The organism is Streptomyces palmae (genome assembly GCF_004684805.1).
GTDB classification, from domain to species: domain Bacteria; phylum Actinomycetota; class Actinomycetes; order Streptomycetales; family Streptomycetaceae; genus Streptomyces; species Streptomyces palmae.
Genome location: NZ_SRID01000116.1, coordinates 1 through 17,474, shown reverse-complemented (window position 1 = coordinate 17,474; position 17,474 = coordinate 1). Strand labels below are relative to the sequence as shown.

The window sequence follows — 17,474 nt, the reverse complement described above, 5'->3', positions numbered from 1 at the left end:
GGCCGGGGGTACTCCCGGTCGACGTGCGGGGGAGGGGTCACGAGTGGCCTCCGGCGGTGTCGCGGCGCAGCCTGGGGATGCCGAGCAGCACCTTGCCGTCGGACGGTTCCCCGGGGGACTCCGCGGGGCAGCGGCTCTCGATCGCGCTCAGCGCGGCCGCGTCCTCCTTGTGGGCCGCCGGGACGACGTACCGGTCGGCGTACTTGGCGACGGCGAGCAGCCGGTGCATGTCCTCCGCCTCCCGGGGGGTGAGGCCCACGGCCTCGAGCGCGGTCTCGTCGCCGGCCTCGCCGAGGGAGCGCTCGCGCATGTACGAGCGCAGTGCGGTGAGTTTCATCAGCACCCCGGCGACGACGTCGGTGTCCCCGGCGGTGAACAGCTCCGCCAGGTACTCCAGCGGGATGCGCAGCCGGGTGACGGCGGCGAAGACATGGTCGGGGTCGTCCTGGTCGCCGCCCGCCGCGTCGACGGCGTCGAGGACGGGGGAGAGCGGGGGCACGTACCAGACCATCGGCATCGTCCGGTACTCCGGGTGCAGCGGCAGCGCCACCTTGAAGCGCGCCACCAGGTCGTACACCGGGGAGCGGCGGGCCGCGTCCAGCCAGTCCTCCGGGATCCCCGACGCCCTGGCGGCCGCGATGACCTCGGGGTCGCGCGGATCGAGGAAGACGCCGCGCTGGGCGTCGAGGAGGTCCTTCTCGTCCGGTGTGGCCGCGGCCTCCCCGACGCGGTCGGCGTCGTACAGCAGCAGGCCGAGGTAGCGGAGCCGGCCGACGCAGGTCTCGGAGCAGACGGTGGGCTGGCCGGCCTCGATGCGCGGGAAGCAGAAGGTGCACTTCTCGGCCTTGCCGGTGGCGTGGTTGACGTACACCTTCTTGTACGGGCAGGCCGTCACGCACATCCGCCAGCCCCGGCAGCGGTCCTGGTCGACCAGGACGATGCCGTCCTCGACCCGCTTGTACATGGCGCCGGAGGGGCAGGCGGAGACGCAGGCGGGGTTGAGGCAGTGCTCGCAGAGGCGGGGAAGGTGGAAGAGGAAGGTCTGCTCGAACTCGAACTTCACCTTCCGCGCCCATGCCCCGGTGAGGTTGGGGTCGCCGCCGGCGTTCTCGGGCGCCCCGCCCAGGCCGTCCTCCCAGTTGGCGCCCCAGGTGATGGCCGCGGGCCGACCGGTGAGCACCGAGCGCGGGTGCGCGACCGGCATGTCCGGGCCGGCCGGGGCGCTGACCAGGTTGGCGTAGTCGTAGGTGACCGGTTCGTAGTAGTCGTCGATGGCGGGCAGGTCGGGGTTGGAGAACAGCGACATCAGCCGCTTGACGCGTCCGCCGGAGCGCAGCACGAGTCGGCCGTGCTGGTCCAGCATCCAGCCGCCCTTCCACTTCCCCTGGTCCTCGTAGCGGCGCGGGTAGCCGACACCGGGCTTGGTCTCGACGTTGTTGAACCAGGCGTACTCGACACCGGTCCGGTTGGTCCACGTCTGCTTGCAGGTGACCGAGCAGGTGTGGCAGCCGATGCACTTGTCGAGGTTCATCACCATCGCGATCTGTGCCATCACGCGTCCGACAGGGACTTCGCCACGGGGCATCTCAGTACTCCACTTCCTGGCTGCGGCGGCGGATGACGGTGACCTCGTCGCGCTGGTTGCCGGTCGGCCCGTAGTAGTTGAAGGCGTAGGTGAACTGGGCGTAGCCGCCGGCCAGATGCGTCGGTTTGAGCAGCAGCCGCGTGAGCGAGTTGTGGATGCCGCCGCGCTTCCCGCTGACCTCGGTCTTCGGCACGTTCACATTGCGGTCCTGGGCGTGGTGCATGTACACGGTGCCCTCGGGCATCCGGTGGGAGACCACGGCGCGGGCGGCGACGACGCCGTTGCGGTTGTACGCCTCGATCCACTCGTTGTCCCGCACGCCGATCTTCTCGGCGTCGGCGGTGGACATCCAGATCACCGGGCCGCCTCGGGACAGGTCGAGCATGTACTTGTTGTCCTGGTAGTTCGAGTGGATGGACCACTTCGAGTGCGGGGTCAGATAGCGGACGGTGACCTCGGCGCGGTCCTTCTCGTGCAGGTGCTCGTCGCCGTGGTGCCGGGGCGAGTTCAACGGCGGCCGGTAGACGGGGAGCTGCTCGCCGAGTTCGGTCATCCAGTCGTGCTGGACGAAGAAGTGCTGGCGGCCGGTGAGGGTGTGCCAGGGCTTCTTGTGCTCGGTGTTGATGACGAACGGCGAGTAGCGGCGTCCGCCGGTCTCGCTGCCGGACCACTCGTAGGAGGTCATCACGGAGCGCGGCTGGGTGCGGGTGTCGGCGAAGGTGATCCGCTCCGCCTCGCGCTCCGCGGCGAGTTCCACCAGACCCTCGCTGCCGGTCTGCCGTTCCAGTTCGCGGAAGCCCTCGGTGGCCAGGCGCCCGTTGGTGGTGCCGGACAGGGCCAGGATCGCCTCGCACATATCCGAGGCGGTGGCCAGCGAGGGCCGCCCGGCGGCGATGCCGTCCCGGACGGTCCCGCAGCGGCGCCGCAGCTCGTCGAGCTCCTGGTCCGGGTGGACGGTGACGCCCTTGGTGGTGGTGCCCAGGGTGTCCAGCAGCGGGCCGACGGCGCGCATCTTCTGGGCGGTCGCGGCATAGTCCCGCTCGATGACGACCAGCTTGGGCATGGTGCGTCCCGGGACCGGCTCGCACTCGCCCGCCTTCCAGTCCCGGACCGATCCGCCGGGCTGGGCGAGTTCGTCGGGCGTGTCGTGCTGCAGCGGCACCGCGAGCACGTCGGTGCGGGTGCCCAGGTGCTCGGCGGCCAGCTCGCTGAACCGGTCGGCGAGGGTCAGGAAGGTGTCGTAGTCGGTACGGGCCTGCCAGGGCGGGGCGATGGCCGGGGTGAAGGCGTGCACGAAGGGGTGCATGTCCGTGCTGGACAGGTCGTCCTTCTCGTACCAGGTCGCGGCCGGCAGGACGACGTCGGAGAGCAGACCGGTGGAGGTCATCCGGAAGTCCAAGGTGACCAGCAGGTCGAGCTTGCCCTCGGGCGCCTCCTCCCGCCACACCACCTCCGTGGGGCGGTCCCCCGGCGGGGTCTCCTGGGAGCGGACCGCCGCGTCGGTGCCCAGCAGGTGGCGCAGGAAGTACTCGTTGCCCTTGCCGGACGAGCCGAGCAGATTCGCCCGCCACACGGTCAGGACGCGGGGGAAGTTGGCCGGGTCGTCGGGGTCCTCGGCGGCGAACCGCAGCCGCCCGGAGGTGAGCTCGTCCACGATGTGCTCGGTGACGGGCCGCCCGGCGGCGGCCGCCTCGTCGGCGAGGTCGAGCGGGTTGCGGTTGAAGCCAGGGTGGCCGGGCGTCCAGCCGAGGCGGATCGCCTGCGCCAGGCAGTCGGCGAACCCCTTGCCCTTGAACCGCCCCCGGCCGAGCGGCGAGGCCAGCTCCTCGGGTCCGAAGGCCTCGTAGCGCCACTGGTCGGAGTTCAGGTACCAGTAGGAGGTGCCCGCCATGTGCCGGGTGGGCCGCTGCCAGTCGAACGCGAACGACAGGTGCTGCTGCCCGGTGATCGGGCGGACCTTCTCCTGGCCGACGTAGTGCGCCCAGCCGCCGCCGTTGACGCCCTGGCAGCCGGTCATCGTCGTCAGCGCCAGGAAGGCCCGGTAGATGGTGTCGGAGTGGAACCAGTGGTTGGTGCCGGCACCCAGCGCGATCATCGACCGGCCCCGGGTCCGCTCGGCGTTGCGGGCGAACTCCCGGGCGATCCGGGCCGCCTGCTCGGCCGGCACCGAGGTGATCGTCTCCTGCCAGGCCGGGGTGCAGGGCTCCGAGGCGTCCTCGTACGAGCTGGGCCAGGTGCCCGGCAGACCCGGCCGCCGGACCCCGTACTGCGCCAGCATGAGGTCGAACACCGTGGTGACCAGGCGCCCCCCGAGGCGCCGCACGGGCACCCCGCGCACCATGACCGAGCCGCCCTCGGTGCCGCCCTCGTCGAAGCGGGGCAGGGCCACGGCCACCGTCTCCTCCGCGCTGCCGAGCAGGCTCAGCTCGGGCACGGTCTCACCCAGATCGAGGTTCCAGCGGCCCGGCTCGGCCGTGCCCCAGCGGAAGCCGAGGGAGCCGTTGGGCACGACCGGCTCGCCGGTGGCCGCGTCCAGGAGGACGGTCTTGGACTCGGCGTGCTCCGTGCCGTGCCCGAGGTCGGCGGCGGTCAGGAACCCCTCGGGGACCAGTTCGCCCTCGGCGTGCTCGCGCAGGGCCACCAGGAACGGCGCGTCGGTGAACGTCCGCAGGTAGTCCCGGAAGTACGGCACCTCGCGGTCGACCAGGAACTCGCGCAGGATCACATGCCCCATGGCCATCGCCAGCGCGCCGTCCGTGCCGGGGTGCGGGGCCAGCCACTCGTCGGCGTGCTTGACGTTGTCGGCGTAGTCGGGGCTGACGGCCACGACCTTGGTGCCGTTGTAGCGGGTCTCGGTCAGGAAGTGCGCGTCCGGCGTGCGGGTGACGGGGATGTTGGAGCCCCACATGATCAGATAGCCCGCGTTCCACCAGTCCGCGGCCTCCGGCACGTCCGTCTGGTCGCCGAACACCTGCGGCGAGGCGACCGGCAGGTCGGCGTACCAGTCGTAGAACGACAGCAGGGTGCCGCCGATCAGCGAGTGGTACCGCGCCCCGGCCGCGAACGAGGCCATCGACATCGCCGGAATGGGCGAGAAGCCGACGACACGGTCGGGACCGTACGCCTTGACGGTGTGCACCTGGGCCGCGGCGATCAACTCGCTCACCTCGTCCCAGTCGGCGCGGACCAGTCCGCCCTTGCCCCGGGCCCGCTTGTACGCGCGTGCCTTCGCGGGGTCGGAGGTGATCTCCGCCCAGGCCGCCACCGGATCGCCGAGCCGCCCACGGGCCTCGCGCCACAGCTTCAGCAGCGCACCGCGCACATAGGGGAAGCGGACCCGGCTGGGCGAGTAGGTGTACCAGGAGAACGACGCGCCGCGCGGGCAACCGCGCGGTTCGTACTCGGGGCAGTCCGCCCCGATCGACGGGTAGTCGGTGGCCTGGTGCTCCCAGGTGATGATGCCGTCCTTGACGTACACCATCCACGAGCAGGACCCGGTGCAGTTCACGCCGTGCGTCGAGCGCACCACCTTGTCGTGCGCCCACCGGTCCCGGTAGAAGCCCTCCCAGGCGCCGTCGGCCTCGCCGAACACGGCGCGCCCGTCGGAGGACACCTCGCGACGGATCAGCAGCCTGCGTGCGGCCAGCGGCCAGCCTTCCCCGGCGTGGGGCGCCTGGCGCCGTGCGTTCCGATGGTTCTCCATGGTGTGAACGCTAGGAGCCGCGGGCCGTGGAGCACCTGGGGCAGGCGGTCCCCGCCGGCTGACCGGCCGACCCCATCTCGCGGTCGGCGTCGGGACCAACGGTCCCGGTGCCCGGGCCCGGTCGGCGGGGGAGCGGGCGGCGCCCCGGAGTGCATGCTGGGCACCGATCGAACCGCGGACGCCGTACGAACGCACTCCGCGCCCGCCGGGCGGCCGAATCCCCCGTCCGCGGCCGCCGCGGGCGCAGCGCGTACGGCGCACGGCGCCCGGTTCGGTCCAGCGTCCGGCCGCCCACCGCGGCCGGACGCGCCATCCGCCCAGGGAGTCGGCACCCGGAACGCCATCCCCGCCCGCATCGGCCGCCCGGCCGGGGTTAGGCCAGGCGCGTGTCCACCCTCGCCGCCCGGCCGGGCGCGGACGCCCTGGCAGTACGTCCCCGACCGCTTCCGCCGCCGTGGGCGACGCGCGGCGCGCACGGACCGATCCCTGACTCCCGTCCGCCGGGGGATGCCTGGGGCACCCGTGCCTCCCCCGGTAGCCACGCGCGGCGCGCACGGACCGATCCCTGACTCCCGTCCGCCGGAGACGCCCGGGTCCCCGCGCCTCCCCCGGTACGTCGCCGCCGCACCGACGGCCTGTCCGGCCCTGCCGCCCCGGGGGCGAGAGGGACTGTCGGCCCTGTCGGCGAAGACCTTCGGCCGCCGCGCCGACCACCGCCGCCGGTGGATGCTGGCGGCGACCGATCCGGAGGTATCCCGTGCGTGACCACGTCGACCGCCCTCAAGGCCGATCCCGCCGCCACCCGCGATGGGTGCCGCCGCGCACGGTCCGGTCCGGTCACCGTCCGGCCGCCCGCCTCGTCTGCCCTGACTCCAGGGCGGCCGGACACAGCACCAGGGCGCTGGGCAGGGCCGCGCGATGAGCGCCGCCGCCCACGCCATCCGCCGCCAGCGGCACGACGCGGCCGAACGCCCCTTCATCGTCATCTGGGAGTCCACCCGCGCCTGCCCACTGGCCTGCCGCCACTGCCGCGCCGAAGCCGTCCCCGACCGCGACCCGCGGGAGCTGGACACCGCCGCCGCCAAGGACCTGCTCGACCAGGTGGCCGCCTTCGGACAGCCCGCCCCGCTGTTCGTGATCACCGGAGGCGACCCGTTCCAGCGCCCCGACCTGACCGAACTCATCACCTACGGCAGGCGGACCGGAGTGCCGGTGGCCGTGTCCCCGTCCGGTACGCCGACGCTCACCGAGGAGCGGCTGCGGGCCGCGCGCGCCGCCGGCGCGACCGGAATCTCACCACAAGGTCGAACTGCGCGCCGCACGCACCCAGGCCGAGGTGGCCCCGGGGGTGAGGCAGCAGATGTGGACCTTCGGCGGCACCGCGCCGGGGCCCACCCTGCGCGGCAGGGTCGGCGACGTCTTCGAGGTCACCCTCGTCAACGACGACCCGTCCATGGGCCACGGCATCGACCTCCACGCCGGCTCCCTCGCCCCCGACCGGCCCATGCGCACCATCCAGCCCGGCGAGCGCCTGGTCTACCGCTTCCGCGCCGAGCGGGCCGGAGCGTGGCTGTACCACTGCAGCACCGCGCCGATGCTCCAGCACATCGGCAACGGCATGTACGGCGCCGTCGTCATCGACCCACCCGGCCTGGCCGACGTGGACCACGAGTACCTGCTGGTCTCGGAGCTCTACCTCGGTACGCCGGGCAGCACCGCCCAGGTGGCCGAGATGCGGCGGAACACCCCGGACGCCTGGGTGTTCAACGGCATCGCGAACCAGTACGCCAAGCGCCCCCTGAAGGTGAGGGCCGGCGACCGGGCCAGGTTCTGGGTGGTCACCGCCGGGCCGAGCGACGGGATCGCCTTCCATGTCGTGGGCACCGTCTTCGACACCGTGTACAAGGAGGGCGCCTACCTGCTGAAGCCGGACCAGCCGGGCGGCTCCCAGGTGCTGGACCTGGCCGCGGCGCAGGGCGGCTTCGTCGAGACGAGGTTCCCCGAGGCCGGGCACTACGCGTTCGTCGACCACGACATGCGGCACGCCGGCGCCGGGGCGATGGGCATGGTGGAGGTGAGCGACTGATGGACACCGTCGGCTGGTGGTCCCTGGTGCGGTTCACCCACGTGGCCGGCGCCGCCCTGTGGGTCGGCGGCCAGCTGGCCCTGTCCCTGGTGATCCTGCCGCTGGCCCGCCACCTGCTCGATCCCGAGGCCAAGGACCGCTTCACCGCCGCGGCCGGCCGCCGGTTCGGGATGCTGACCGGGGCGGTGTTCCTGCCGGCGCAACTGGCCACCGGCTGGGCCATGGCCTGGCACAGGGGCGTCACCTGGGCCTCCCTCGCCGAGCCCGGCTACGGCCGCACCATGGCCACCAAGCTCGCCCTGTTCGCCGTGGTGATGCTGGCCGCGGCAGGACACGGCATCGCACATGCCAAGGGCCGCGCCGATCTGGCCCGGACCCTGGCGGTCCTCTCCCTCGTCGGCTCTCTCGGCGTGGTCCTCCTGGCCACCGCCCTGCCGGCCACATGACCCCGGCCACCAAGAAATGAGGAGGCATCATGCGGACCCAGGTACCGGTTGACGCAGCCACCGTGGAGTCGCTGCTGGCGGCCGCCGTGGCGGCCCCGTCGATCCACAACACCCAGCCCTGGCGGTTCCGCCTGGACCCCGACGGCCAGGTGCTGGAGGTCCATTCGGTGCCGGCGCGGACGCTGCCGCTGGCCGACCCGGTGCACCGCGCCCAGTACCTGTCCGTGGGCGCCGCGGTCTTCAACCTCCGGCTCGCCGCCGTCCACCACGGCTGGCGCCCCGAGGTGAGGCTGCTGCCGGACCCGTACCGACCCGGACTGCTGGCCACCGTCCGGCTGACCGGCCCACTCGCCGCGGACGAGCAGCCCCGCGACCTCGGCCTCCACGAGGCCATCACCCAGCGGCACACCAGCCGGATGCCGTTCACCGGCCGACCGGTGCCCGAGCCGATCGTGGCGGAGATGACGGCGGCCGCACACGCCGCGGGGGCGCGGCTGTACGTACCGGACATCACCGGAACACGGCGACTGCTGCGCCTGACCGCTGCCGCCGAGGCACGCAACCACGCCGATCCGGACCGTGTCGCCGAAACCCTCGCCTGGATCAAGGCCCCGGGGGCGAACACCCCCTACGGCATCCCCGTCACCGCCCTCGGTCCGCCCGACGCGGCCGCGCGGGTGCCGATGCGGGGCTTCACCCCCGGGCTGGCGGCACTCCGCCGGCCGGCCCTGTGGTTCGAACGCCACGTCCAACTGGCCCTGCTGTGGACCGGCCACGACCGGCGGGAGGACTGGCTGCGGGCGGGCCAGGCCCTGCAGTACGTCCTGCTCACGGCCACCGCCCGAGGGGTGCGCACCTCGCTCCTGCACCAGCCCATGGAATGGTTCGACCTGCGCACGGCGATGGCCCTCCCCGGGCACCGGCGGTGCCACCCGCAGGTGCTGATCCGCTTCGGATACGGCCCGGACGGGGCTCGCACACCCCGGGCTGCCGGGCGCATCGCCACCGGATCCACGGCGCCCGCGACCGACACCTCGAGGAACTGAGGGCCGCGCTCCCAGACCAGTGACCGCGCACAGGCCCCGGGGCCGGCGCGGTCATGCCTCGCCCCGGGCCGTTCGTCTCCGGTGGGCAGCCGAACGACGCCGCCGTCACGGGGCCGGATGGACACGGGTGTCGGCCGGGCCGGGGCGGTGGGCGGCGGCGGTCAGGGGACTGCTTCGGGCCGCCGACGCCGTTGGGGCATAGGATCTGGCTGCTGGGACAGGCCCTGATTAGCACACACGTTCGCTTTTTGGTGGGGCCGCTCGGGCATGATGGGGAGGTGCCGACGGCGCATTTCCTGGAGGGAGCGGGAATGGCGGACAGTCCGGCAGACGAGCGCAGGCGCGGTCCGGCGGCACCCCAGTTGCGGCTGGATGAACTGCTGGAGGGCTTGCAGGCGCAGATCGCGCAGGTCCGCGCCACCCGGGACCGGGTGCACACGCTCTTGGACGCGGTCCTTGCGATCGGCTCCGACCTGGATCTCGACGTGGTGCTGCGGCGCATCACCGAGTCTGCCGTGACCCTGGTGGACGCCCGGTACGGGGCGCTGGGGGTGCTGGGCGAGGAAGGACGGATCCGGCAGTTCATCACGGTCGGCATGGACCAGGAGGCCATCGGAGCGATCGGCCACTACCCCGAGGGGCAGGGCATCCTGGGGCTGCTGATCCGCGAGCCGGAGCCGCTGCGCCTGTCCGACCTGAACCGGCACCCCGACTCGGTGGGCTTCCCCCAGGGACATCCGCCGATGACGACCTTCCTGGGTGCGCCGGTGCGCGTGCGCGACCAGGTCTTCGGAAACCTGTACCTGACCGACAAGCGGGGCGGGGCGGAGTTCGACGCCGAGGACGAGGCGGTGCTGCGCACGCTCGCGGCCGCGGCCGGCGTCGCGATCGACAACGCCCGTCTGTACGAGGACACCCGCCGCCGGGAGCGGTGGCTCGCGGCCAGCAGCGAACTCACCCGCAGCCTGCTGTCGGGTACCGAACCGGAACAGGTCCTGCACCAGGTCGCCGCCACCGCCAGGCGGTTGGCGGGAGCGGACCTGGTCACCCTCGCGGTGCCGTTCGAGGGCGGCGACGAGCTGGTGATCGAGGCCGCGGACGGCGAGGGCGCCGAGCGGGTGCGCGGGCTGGTGCTGCCGGCCACCACGCTGGCCGCGAAGGTCTACCACTCCAACCAGCGCGTCACCTGCGGCTCGCTGTCCGACGAACCGCGGGCCGCGAGCGGTTCCGCGGCGCAGGTCGACCTGGGCCCCAGGTTCCTGCTCCCGCTGGGCGGCGGCGAACACGCCCGCGGGGTGCTTCAGGTCGCCAACCTGCCCGGTGGGGCGGAGTTCTCCGAGGCCACCATGGCCATGATCGACGGCTTCGCCGACCAGGCCGCGCTGGCGATGGAGATAGCGGAGCACCGGCGCGAGGCCGAGCAGCTCATGGTGCTCTCCGACCGCGACCGCATCGCCCGCGACCTGCACGACCTGGCCATCCAGCGGCTGTTCGCCTCCGGGCTGACCCTGAACTCGGTCCTCGGCCGCGTGTCCGACCGGCCCCAGGTGTCCGAGCGCATCCAACGGGTCGTCGACGACCTCGACGACACCATCAAGACCGTCCGCGGCACGATCTACGCACTGCGTGAGCGCGACCGCTCCGACGGGCGCGGCGGGCTGCGCGCGAAGCTGCTGGCCGAGACCGACCAGGCGGCCGAGACGCTCGGCTTCGCTCCCGCCCTGCGCATGACCGGCCTGCTCGACACCGATGTGCCCGCCGACCATGCCGAGCACCTGCTGGCGGTGGCCCGGGAGACGCTGTCGAACGCCACCCGGCACGCACACGCCACCGCCATCGAGATCACCGCCGAGACGGACGGCAACCTGCTGCGGCTGCGGGTGGCCGACAACGGATCCGGCATCGACCCGGCGGTCACCCGCCGCAGCGGTCTGGACAACCTCCACCAGCGCGCCACCGACCTCGGCGGCAGCTTCACCCTCACCCCGAACCAGCCCACCGGCACCGTCGCCGAATGGACCGTGCCCCTTCCCCCCTGGGCGGAAGCCTGAACTCCGCGCCGCCGCGCCCATCGCGCTGACGAAGGCCCCAGTGGCACCGGAAGCGGACGGACGGGATGCGCGGCGCCGAGCGGCACACCGGGCTCGGAGGCGATCCTGCGCCGAAGGACGACAGACAGCACGCCTCCTGCGGCGGCCGCCGAAACCGCTCTGACGCTCCGGCTCCGGGAACACCGGGTCTCCCGGCAGAGCCGGGTCAGGGGTGCAGGCGCGCGGGGCGGGCGTAGGCGCCGTCGTGGCGGACCAGTGCGGGAGACGGGCGGCGCACTCCGCCCGCCTCGACCTCGCCGACGACCAGGACGTGGTCCCCGACTGGGTGCCGGGCGGCGATGCGCGCGCTGAGCCAGGCCGGGGCGTCGCTCAGGACGGGCACTCCGGCGTGCAGCTCGATACGCGCCCCGGCGAACCGATCGCTGCCGCTGCGGGCGAACCGGTCGGCCAGGTCCGCGTCGTCGGCCCCCAGCAGATGGACGGCGAACCGGTCCGCCCGTGCGACGGCGTCCGCGGCCGAGGAGGTGCGCGCGACACAGAAGGAGACCAGGGCGGGTCGCAGGGAGACGGAGGTGAAGGAGGTGGCCGTGAAGCCGGCCGGCCCCGGCACCGTGATGACGGTGACGCCGGCGGCATGCCTTCGCAGCGTGCGGCGCAGCAGGGCGGCACGGTCCGGCTCTACGGTTCGCCGATCCACGGTTTGCCGAGGCGGGGCGCCGGTGGGGCACATGGGGCTTCCTTCTCTCCGCGGGGGTGGGCCCTGCGCCTGGACGAGTTCTTCGCGCGGGGCGTGTCGGGGGAGGGGCCCCTGCGTGTGGAAGGGTGTCCTCGCGCAGGGGCTGTCTACCGGTGCCGGCCGCTCGCTCGCGGCCGGCACCCGAACCCCGCACCGGTTCGCGTCGCGGAACTCGACGGTGCGGGGCCGGCGGATCGCGCCGTCAGGCCGCGGGCGGCGGGAAACGGTCGGCGAGGAGGTGGGTGAGCAGCTCCCGCAACTGCTGCGTCTCGTGCGGGGGCAGGGGCAGCAGCGGCGGCCTCGGCGGCCCGACCTGGCGGTTCTGGATCTCGAGGCCCGCCTTGATGGTCCGGGGAAGGCCGTGGCGGACGATGAACCGCAGGAACGGCAGCAGCTTCCGCAACAGCGCGTCCGCGTGGTCGTCGTGTCCGTGGACGACCGCGGTGTGGAGCTCCAGCACCCACCGCGGTACGAGGCAGGGGGCGGCTGTGCACCAGCCGGCGGCTCCGGCGCGGAAGGCGTCCAAGGCGAGCGGATTGCTGCCGTTGTAGACCGACAACTCTCCGTCGGACAGCTCACGGATGGCGCCGAAGCGGGACACCTCGCCCGAGCTCTCCTTGACCATGGTGAGGTTGGGGATCTTCCGGGCGAGCGCGACCACTGTCTCCGGCCGCAGGTCCACACCGCTGGTTCCCGGGTTGTTGTAGAGCATCATCGGCAGGTCGGTGGCACGGGCCACCTCGCCGTAATGCCGTTCCAGTTCGGCCTCGGTCAGCTTCCAGTACACCTGGGGCAGCACCATGATCGCGGTGGCGCCGTGGCGGGCGGCCACCCGGGCACGGCGGACCGTGCCCTCGGTGCTCCAGTGGGAGACGCCGACGAGGGTCGGCACCCGCCCGGCCACCGTGCCCAGGGTGGTCTCGCAGACCGCGTCCCACTCCTTCTGGGTCAGGTAGGCGCTCTCGCCGGTGCTTCCCAGTGGGGCGACGGCGTGGCTGCCCGCGGCGACGAGGTCGTCGGTGAGCTTCCGCAGCGAGGACAGATCGACCTCGCCGGTGACGGGATCGAAGGGGGTGACCGGGTAGGAGATGATGCCCTTCAGCGGCGGGTTGGCCATCAGAGTTCCACCTGTCCGGTCACGCAGTCGGGGTGATTGCGCAGCGCCTTGCGCGCGTAGTAGTCGAAGTTCGCCTTGCTGCGCCGGCCGGTGGAGGTCCAGTCGTGGGCCTCACGGGCCAGAGCCGGGTCCAGGGGCCGGATGGTCCCCGCCGACATCGCCAGTAGTTGCAGGCGGGCGGCCCGCTCGATGAGCAGCGCCAGGGTGCACGCCTCCTCGATCGTGGATCCCGTCACCAACTGGCCGTGGTGAGCCAGCAGGATGGCCCGCTTGTCACCGAGGGCTGCGGCGATGATCTCGCCCTCCTCGTTGCCCACCGGCACGCCCGGCCAGTCCTTGAGGAAGGCGCAGTCGTCGTACAGCGGCGTCGTGTCCATCTGGGAGACCATCAGCGGCACTTCCAGCATGGCGAGTGCGGCCGTGTGCAGCGAGTGGGTGTGGATGATGCAGTTGACGTCCGCCCGCTCCCGGTAGATCCAGGTGTGGAAGCGGTTGGCGGGGTTGGGCATGCCCTCCCCCTCCAGGACCTCCAGGTCCTCGTTCACCAGCAGCAGGTTGTCCTCGGTGATCTCGTCGAAGCCCAGCCCCAGGCGCTGGGTGTAGTAGGTACCCGGCTCCCGCCCGCGGGAGCTGATCTGGCCGGCGAGCCCGGAGTCGTGGCCGCCGTCGTAAGCGATCCGGCAGGTGAGCGCCAGCTTCTGGCGGGTGGTCAGTTTCGAGTCCCCGAAGTGCTGGTCCATCTGCCGCTCGGCGCGGTCGATGAGGACGTCCTTCGAGTCCCGCAGCGTTTTCGCCATGTGTCTTCTCCCGTCACGGCCTCGCCCCCATGGCCAGGCCTGCGCCCGGGGTCGGAAACCCCGGGGAAACTTTGTTCACCATAGGACACAAGGTTTCCTGTGGCAAGGGTACCCGCGCCCGGGGCGCGGACCCGTGTGCATCGGGCTCGCTCCTGCGAACGGCGGCGGCCGGGGGTGTTGGAGGTGCCTCCCAGGGGTGCCGGTGAAGGCTGGGCGTAGCATTGTTCGCTGTAGGACACGAAGTGTCATCGAGTGGCGGCGTGCGCCGTACGGTGCGGCCCCGCCGGTCGAGGGCATGGGAGAGGGAGACGCCAGTGATCAACCGGGTACGCCGGCTACGCAAAGAACGGCTGATGACCTTGGAGGCGCTGGCCGAGCGGTCCGGTGTCACCAAGAGCTATCTGTCGAAGGTCGAACGCGGCCAGAGCGTTCCCTCGATCGCCGTGTGCGCCTCCCTTGCCAAGGCCCTCGAAGTCCCCCTGGACAGCCTCTTCGCCGAGGCGGAGGAGCTGGGCGAGGTGACCGTCACCCGGGCCGCGGAACGTCAGCCCCTGACCTCCCCGGACGAGTCCGGCACCCGCTACGAGGGCATGGCGCTCGACGCCGGCGCCAAGAGCATGACCCCGTTCATGCTCTACCCGCCGCTCGACGACGGCCCCGTTCCCTTCCGGGACCATCCCGGCGAGGAGTTCGTCTTCGTCCATGAGGGGCAGGCCGAACTGATCCTCCCGTCGCGCACCATCACGCTCGACCCCGGCGACTGCGTCTACTTCAAGGCCACCACACCCCACAAGCTCCGCTCCCTGGGAGCGAGGCGCGCTACGGTCCTCCTCCTGGTCTCCAGCGACGACGACACTCCGGACGGCGCCCGGTCCCCGCACTCCCGCCTGCCCTGAGGCCCACCGGTGTCAGGGGACGGCGGAGAGGCGGGGCGGCCGAACCCAGCCCGCCCCGCCCCGGGCCGGCCGACACCGCCGCCGGCCGCCGCACGCGCGTTTCGAATCCGCACCCGCGCCGGTTCCGGGCCGGGACGCTGGTCGCTTGACGGCGAACCCTGACAGTCCGGGGCCGCAGCGTGGGAGACCACCCCAGGGCCGTTCTCGGTGGCCCCGCCCTACGGCGCGGGCCCGATACGCCCGGCCGCTGAGTTCCCAACGGATGTCAGTGCCGCACCCTAGGGTCCGAGCAGTCCACGTCCATGGAGCAGATGGGGGTTGCGGTGCGCAGGCCGGTCGAGGGTGAGGTCCATGTTCACTACGGTCAGATCTACGTCGAGAGCGATCCGGACGGCTTCGGCCCAGACCTCGCCGAGTCGTTCGCCGGCCAGAGCTCCGGGCTGTGCGGGGCGGCGATCTCCGGTGCGCTGTGGCTGACGACCGGCGTGCACACGGGCAATGTCGGCTTCACCGTCGAGGTGCACGACCAGGCCCCGCCGCTGGCCCCGGAGTGGGAAGACGTCGTGGAAGTGTCCTTCCGTCCGGTCTCGGACACCAGTGTCCTCGTGCAGTGGGCGCACGAGGACTCCTGGGAGCTGGACCTCGCAGAGACCGACTACCGGGTGCGCTACTGCGCCCGCGGCATGGACCGGGCGCGCCAAAAGGACACCCGACTGAGTGACGAGCCTCGACTGGACAGCTATCTCCTGCAGTTCTGGCCTGCCCCGCCCGCGCCGGACCGGGTCCTGAAACAGACCTCGGCGATCGCGGCCTACTGGCACGACTACGCCCGCCGGCAACCTCCCGCTCCCACGCCCGCCGAACGCGCCGAAGCCGTACGCCTAGCCCGCCTCGCGCAGGAGCAGGCGGAAGAAGAACACCGAATCGCCTGTGTCCGATGGGAGTGGGGCGGACAGCTGCCGAGCCAGGCCCTGCTCGATGTCGGAGGCAACGTGCGTGGACTGCTTGACTTCGACCCGTCCCTCGTCCATGCCATCGGCGCCGCCCGTCCGGAGACCCAGCGGGCGATCGCCCTGCTGGCCGCGAGCCGAGCCTGCGAAGAAGCCGGTCTCGCAGAGCTCGACTGGATCGCCGCCGGGCTCACCGCCCTGGCCGAGGGCCGCTCGCTGCCGCGGCCTCTGGATGACGCGGACCGCGCGTGGCAGGCGCTGGAATCAGACCCGTGCGTCCCCGACGCAACAGTCGTCCGGGCCATCCCACCCCGGCGGTCCCCCCACCGGCCACCTGTGCCTGACGACGCGTACACACTCGTCACATGCGAGCCACTCGCCCACATCGTGGGCCCCGCGGCTGCCGCGCTGAAGCCGCTGAGCCCGTGCGTACAGCCGACCCCTCAACCGACCGGAGCGACGTCATACAGGGTGGCGATCCCGACCGCCGAGCCGCCCACGGCCTTGCGCATGTCCCAGCCGCACATGGCCCTCCCCGCGCTGCTCGACGCCGCGGAACCCGACGCGCTTCGTGCGGCCTTGGACGCGGTGCACGCGGCAGTGGCCACCTACGGTGAGGACTACCGGACTCTTCTGCAAGAGGTATGGACACATGTGCGGGGGAGGCCCGTAGACCCTGACGTGCCGCAGTGACGCGGGCTGAACCCCTTGCGTCACCACCACCACGGGGACGGGTGTCGAAATTGCCTGACCAGGATGGCCGAGAGCCCATTCGTGAGCCAGGATGATCGGATGGTCACGCTTGAGACTCCCCGTTTGATCCTGCGTCGCTGGCGCGAGGAAGACATCGCGCCCATGGCTGCCGTCAACGCCGACCCCGAGGTCATGCGGTGGATCCGCGACGGCAGCGTCCGTGACGAACAGCGGACTCGCGACGGGGTCCAGGCTTGGGAGAGCGAGTGGGAGTCGCAGGGCTTCGGCCTGTTCGCCGTGGAGATCCGGTCCACTGGCGAGTTGGCCGGGTTCACCGGCCTCTCGGTACCCCACTTCTTGCCGGAGGTACTTCCGGCCGTCGAGGTCGGCTGGCGGCTGGGGCGTTCCCACTGGGGGAAGGGCTTGGCCACCGAGGCCGCTGTGGCCGCCGTGCGGTTCGGGTTCGAAGAGCGGGGGCTGGAGCGGATCGTCAGCATCGCCCAAGTGGGCAATGACGCCTCCGAACGGATCATGACCAAACTGGGCATGCGCCTGGCCCGTGAGACGGTCAATCCCACCTGCGGTCGGCGAGTACGGGTGTTCGAGTTGTCGTCGGACCAGTACGTCACGACCACGCGCTGACGCCCCAGAGGCGCCCAGGCCGTCCGCACACGGCTCGAAGCAGCCCCGCCGCCAACTCCCCACCCGTGGCCTGACCGTTCCGGCCGCGGCGCCGGCTCCGCGACCTGCGTACCGCCCGTAGGACGGCCGCCCCTGGTCGGTACTCGGCAAGGGCCGGCGCCTGATGTGGATGCCTGCCTATGGCGGTGCAGCAGCATGAGCAGCGGGGCCTTCGTGCTGATCCATTCCATGACGGAACACGGGATCAGACGAAGGCCGTCCGCATGTCCGTTGAACAGCGAGAACGCCGGTCACGTTCGAGCCCGGTGCGTCGCCAGGCCGTAAGCGACAAGCTTGTTGCTCCGTCTATGACCGGCCCGGCCGTGCCTGTGCAGCAGGCGGCGTCAGCCTGTTTGGGTCACGGGGAGGCACACGGCGTAGACGGTGTAAGAACCCGAGGTGCTCGCAGGGTTGTTGAAGGACACCGTCCACATGTTCTCGGCGGAGGGGAAGGACTGATATGGCTGGACGGTGAGGTTGTTGCCTCCGAGGGGCGTCACCAGTCCACCGCCCGTGATGACAGTTCCCGGCGGGCAGGTCGCGGTTCCCGTGTTGAGCCCGGGCGTCAGTGTGTAGGTCGCCTGGACGATCTCGGTCGGCAGGGTCGGTCCTGCCGGTCCCGCGGGTCCTGTCGGTCCTGCCGGTCCTGCCGGTCCTGCGGGTCCTGCGGGTCCCGCAGGGCCGGGG

The 17,474-nt window shown here is 72.1% G+C and carries 12 protein-coding genes and 1 pseudogene; 8 read left to right on the top strand and 5 right to left on the bottom strand.

Features of this window, described 5'->3' with window-relative positions; genetic code table 11:
* Positions 1-37: 37 nt before the first annotated feature.
* Both narH and E4099_RS14785 read right to left on the bottom strand, forming a co-directional pair.
* The gene (narH, locus tag E4099_RS14790; protein WP_135339507.1) at positions 38-1,585 is read right to left on the bottom strand and encodes a nitrate reductase subunit beta; all 1,548 of its coding nucleotides are present in this window, start codon (positions 1,583-1,585) and stop codon (positions 38-40) included.
* 1 nt (position 1,586) lies between these two features.
* Entirely contained in the window at positions 1,587-5,288 is a 3,702-nt protein-coding gene (locus E4099_RS14785; RefSeq protein WP_135339506.1) for a nitrate reductase subunit alpha, read from the bottom strand.
* 918 nt (positions 5,289-6,206) lie between these two features.
* Here E4099_RS14785 and E4099_RS14780 point away from each other — a divergent pair.
* The 5 genes and pseudogenes from E4099_RS14780 to E4099_RS14760 all read left to right on the top strand — a co-directional run.
* Positions 6,207-6,572, top strand: a pseudogene (locus tag E4099_RS14780) (radical SAM protein); the annotation flags it as partial.
* Positions 6,573-6,636: 64 nt separating this feature from the next.
* Entirely contained in the window at positions 6,637-7,374 is a 738-nt protein-coding gene (locus E4099_RS14775) for a multicopper oxidase domain-containing protein (protein ID WP_209446623.1), read from the top strand.
* Positions 7,374-7,820, top strand: a complete 447-nt coding sequence (locus tag E4099_RS14770) for a hypothetical protein (RefSeq protein WP_135339511.1) — start codon at positions 7,374-7,376, stop codon at positions 7,818-7,820. Before E4099_RS14775 ends, E4099_RS14770 begins: the two co-directional genes overlap by 1 nt.
* A 29-nt stretch (positions 7,821-7,849) precedes the next feature.
* Complete coding sequence (locus E4099_RS14765) at positions 7,850-8,866, top strand: Acg family FMN-binding oxidoreductase (RefSeq protein WP_135339505.1); 1,017 nt, start codon at positions 7,850-7,852, stop codon at positions 8,864-8,866.
* 311 nt (positions 8,867-9,177) lie between these two features.
* Positions 9,178-10,917, top strand: a complete 1,740-nt coding sequence (locus E4099_RS14760) for a sensor histidine kinase (protein ID WP_167828384.1) — start codon at positions 9,178-9,180, stop codon at positions 10,915-10,917.
* Between the two features lie 205 nt (positions 10,918-11,122).
* Here E4099_RS14760 and E4099_RS14755 read toward each other — a convergent pair whose 3' ends face one another.
* The 3 genes from E4099_RS14755 to E4099_RS14745 form a co-directional block, all read right to left on the bottom strand.
* Complete coding sequence (locus E4099_RS14755; protein WP_245244852.1) at positions 11,123-11,614, bottom strand: flavin reductase family protein; 492 nt, start codon at positions 11,612-11,614, stop codon at positions 11,123-11,125.
* Between the two features lie 241 nt (positions 11,615-11,855).
* Positions 11,856-12,770, bottom strand: a complete 915-nt coding sequence (locus tag E4099_RS14750; RefSeq protein ID WP_135339503.1) for a dihydrodipicolinate synthase family protein — start codon at positions 12,768-12,770, stop codon at positions 11,856-11,858.
* Positions 12,770-13,567: an aldolase gene (locus E4099_RS14745; protein WP_135339502.1), complete on the bottom strand. Its 798-nt coding sequence runs from the start codon at positions 13,565-13,567 to the stop codon at positions 12,770-12,772. Before E4099_RS14745 ends, E4099_RS14750 begins: the two co-directional genes overlap by 1 nt.
* Before the next feature lie 260 nt (positions 13,568-13,827).
* Between E4099_RS14745 and E4099_RS14740 the strand changes: the two genes are divergently transcribed.
* The 3 genes from E4099_RS14740 (at position 13,828) to E4099_RS14730 (ending at position 16,748) form a co-directional block, all read left to right on the top strand.
* Complete coding sequence (locus E4099_RS14740; RefSeq protein ID WP_342451923.1) at positions 13,828-14,463, top strand: helix-turn-helix domain-containing protein; 636 nt, start codon at positions 13,828-13,830, stop codon at positions 14,461-14,463.
* A gap of 311 nt (positions 14,464-14,774) precedes the next feature.
* Entirely contained in the window at positions 14,775-16,106 is a 1,332-nt protein-coding gene (locus E4099_RS33630; RefSeq protein WP_209446622.1) for a hypothetical protein, read from the top strand.
* 99 nt (positions 16,107-16,205) lie between these two features.
* Positions 16,206-16,748 (top strand): GNAT family N-acetyltransferase, encoded by a 543-nt coding sequence (locus E4099_RS14730; protein WP_135339508.1) that lies wholly within the window; start codon positions 16,206-16,208, stop codon positions 16,746-16,748.
* Positions 16,749-17,474: the final 726 nt, after the last annotated feature.

Coding starts and splice junctions, on each gene's coding strand:
- E4099_RS14745 (WP_135339502.1), bottom strand. CDS start 13,567: ATGGCGAAAACGCTGCGGGACTCGAAGGACGTCCTCATCGACCGCGCC.
- narH (WP_135339507.1), bottom strand. CDS start 1,585: ATGCCCCGTGGCGAAGTCCCTGTCGGACGCGTGATGGCACAGATCGCG.
- E4099_RS14785 (WP_135339506.1), bottom strand. CDS start 5,288: ATGGAGAACCATCGGAACGCACGGCGCCAGGCGCCCCACGCCGGGGAA.
- E4099_RS14770 (WP_135339511.1), top strand. CDS start 7,374: ATGGACACCGTCGGCTGGTGGTCCCTGGTGCGGTTCACCCACGTGGCC.
- E4099_RS14750 (WP_135339503.1), bottom strand. CDS start 12,770: ATGGCCAACCCGCCGCTGAAGGGCATCATCTCCTACCCGGTCACCCCC.
- E4099_RS33630 (WP_209446622.1), top strand. CDS start 14,775: ATGGGGGTTGCGGTGCGCAGGCCGGTCGAGGGTGAGGTCCATGTTCAC.
- E4099_RS14760 (WP_167828384.1), top strand. CDS start 9,178: ATGGCGGACAGTCCGGCAGACGAGCGCAGGCGCGGTCCGGCGGCACCC.
- E4099_RS14765 (WP_135339505.1), top strand. CDS start 7,850: ATGCGGACCCAGGTACCGGTTGACGCAGCCACCGTGGAGTCGCTGCTG.
- E4099_RS14730 (WP_135339508.1), top strand. CDS start 16,206: ATGGTCACGCTTGAGACTCCCCGTTTGATCCTGCGTCGCTGGCGCGAG.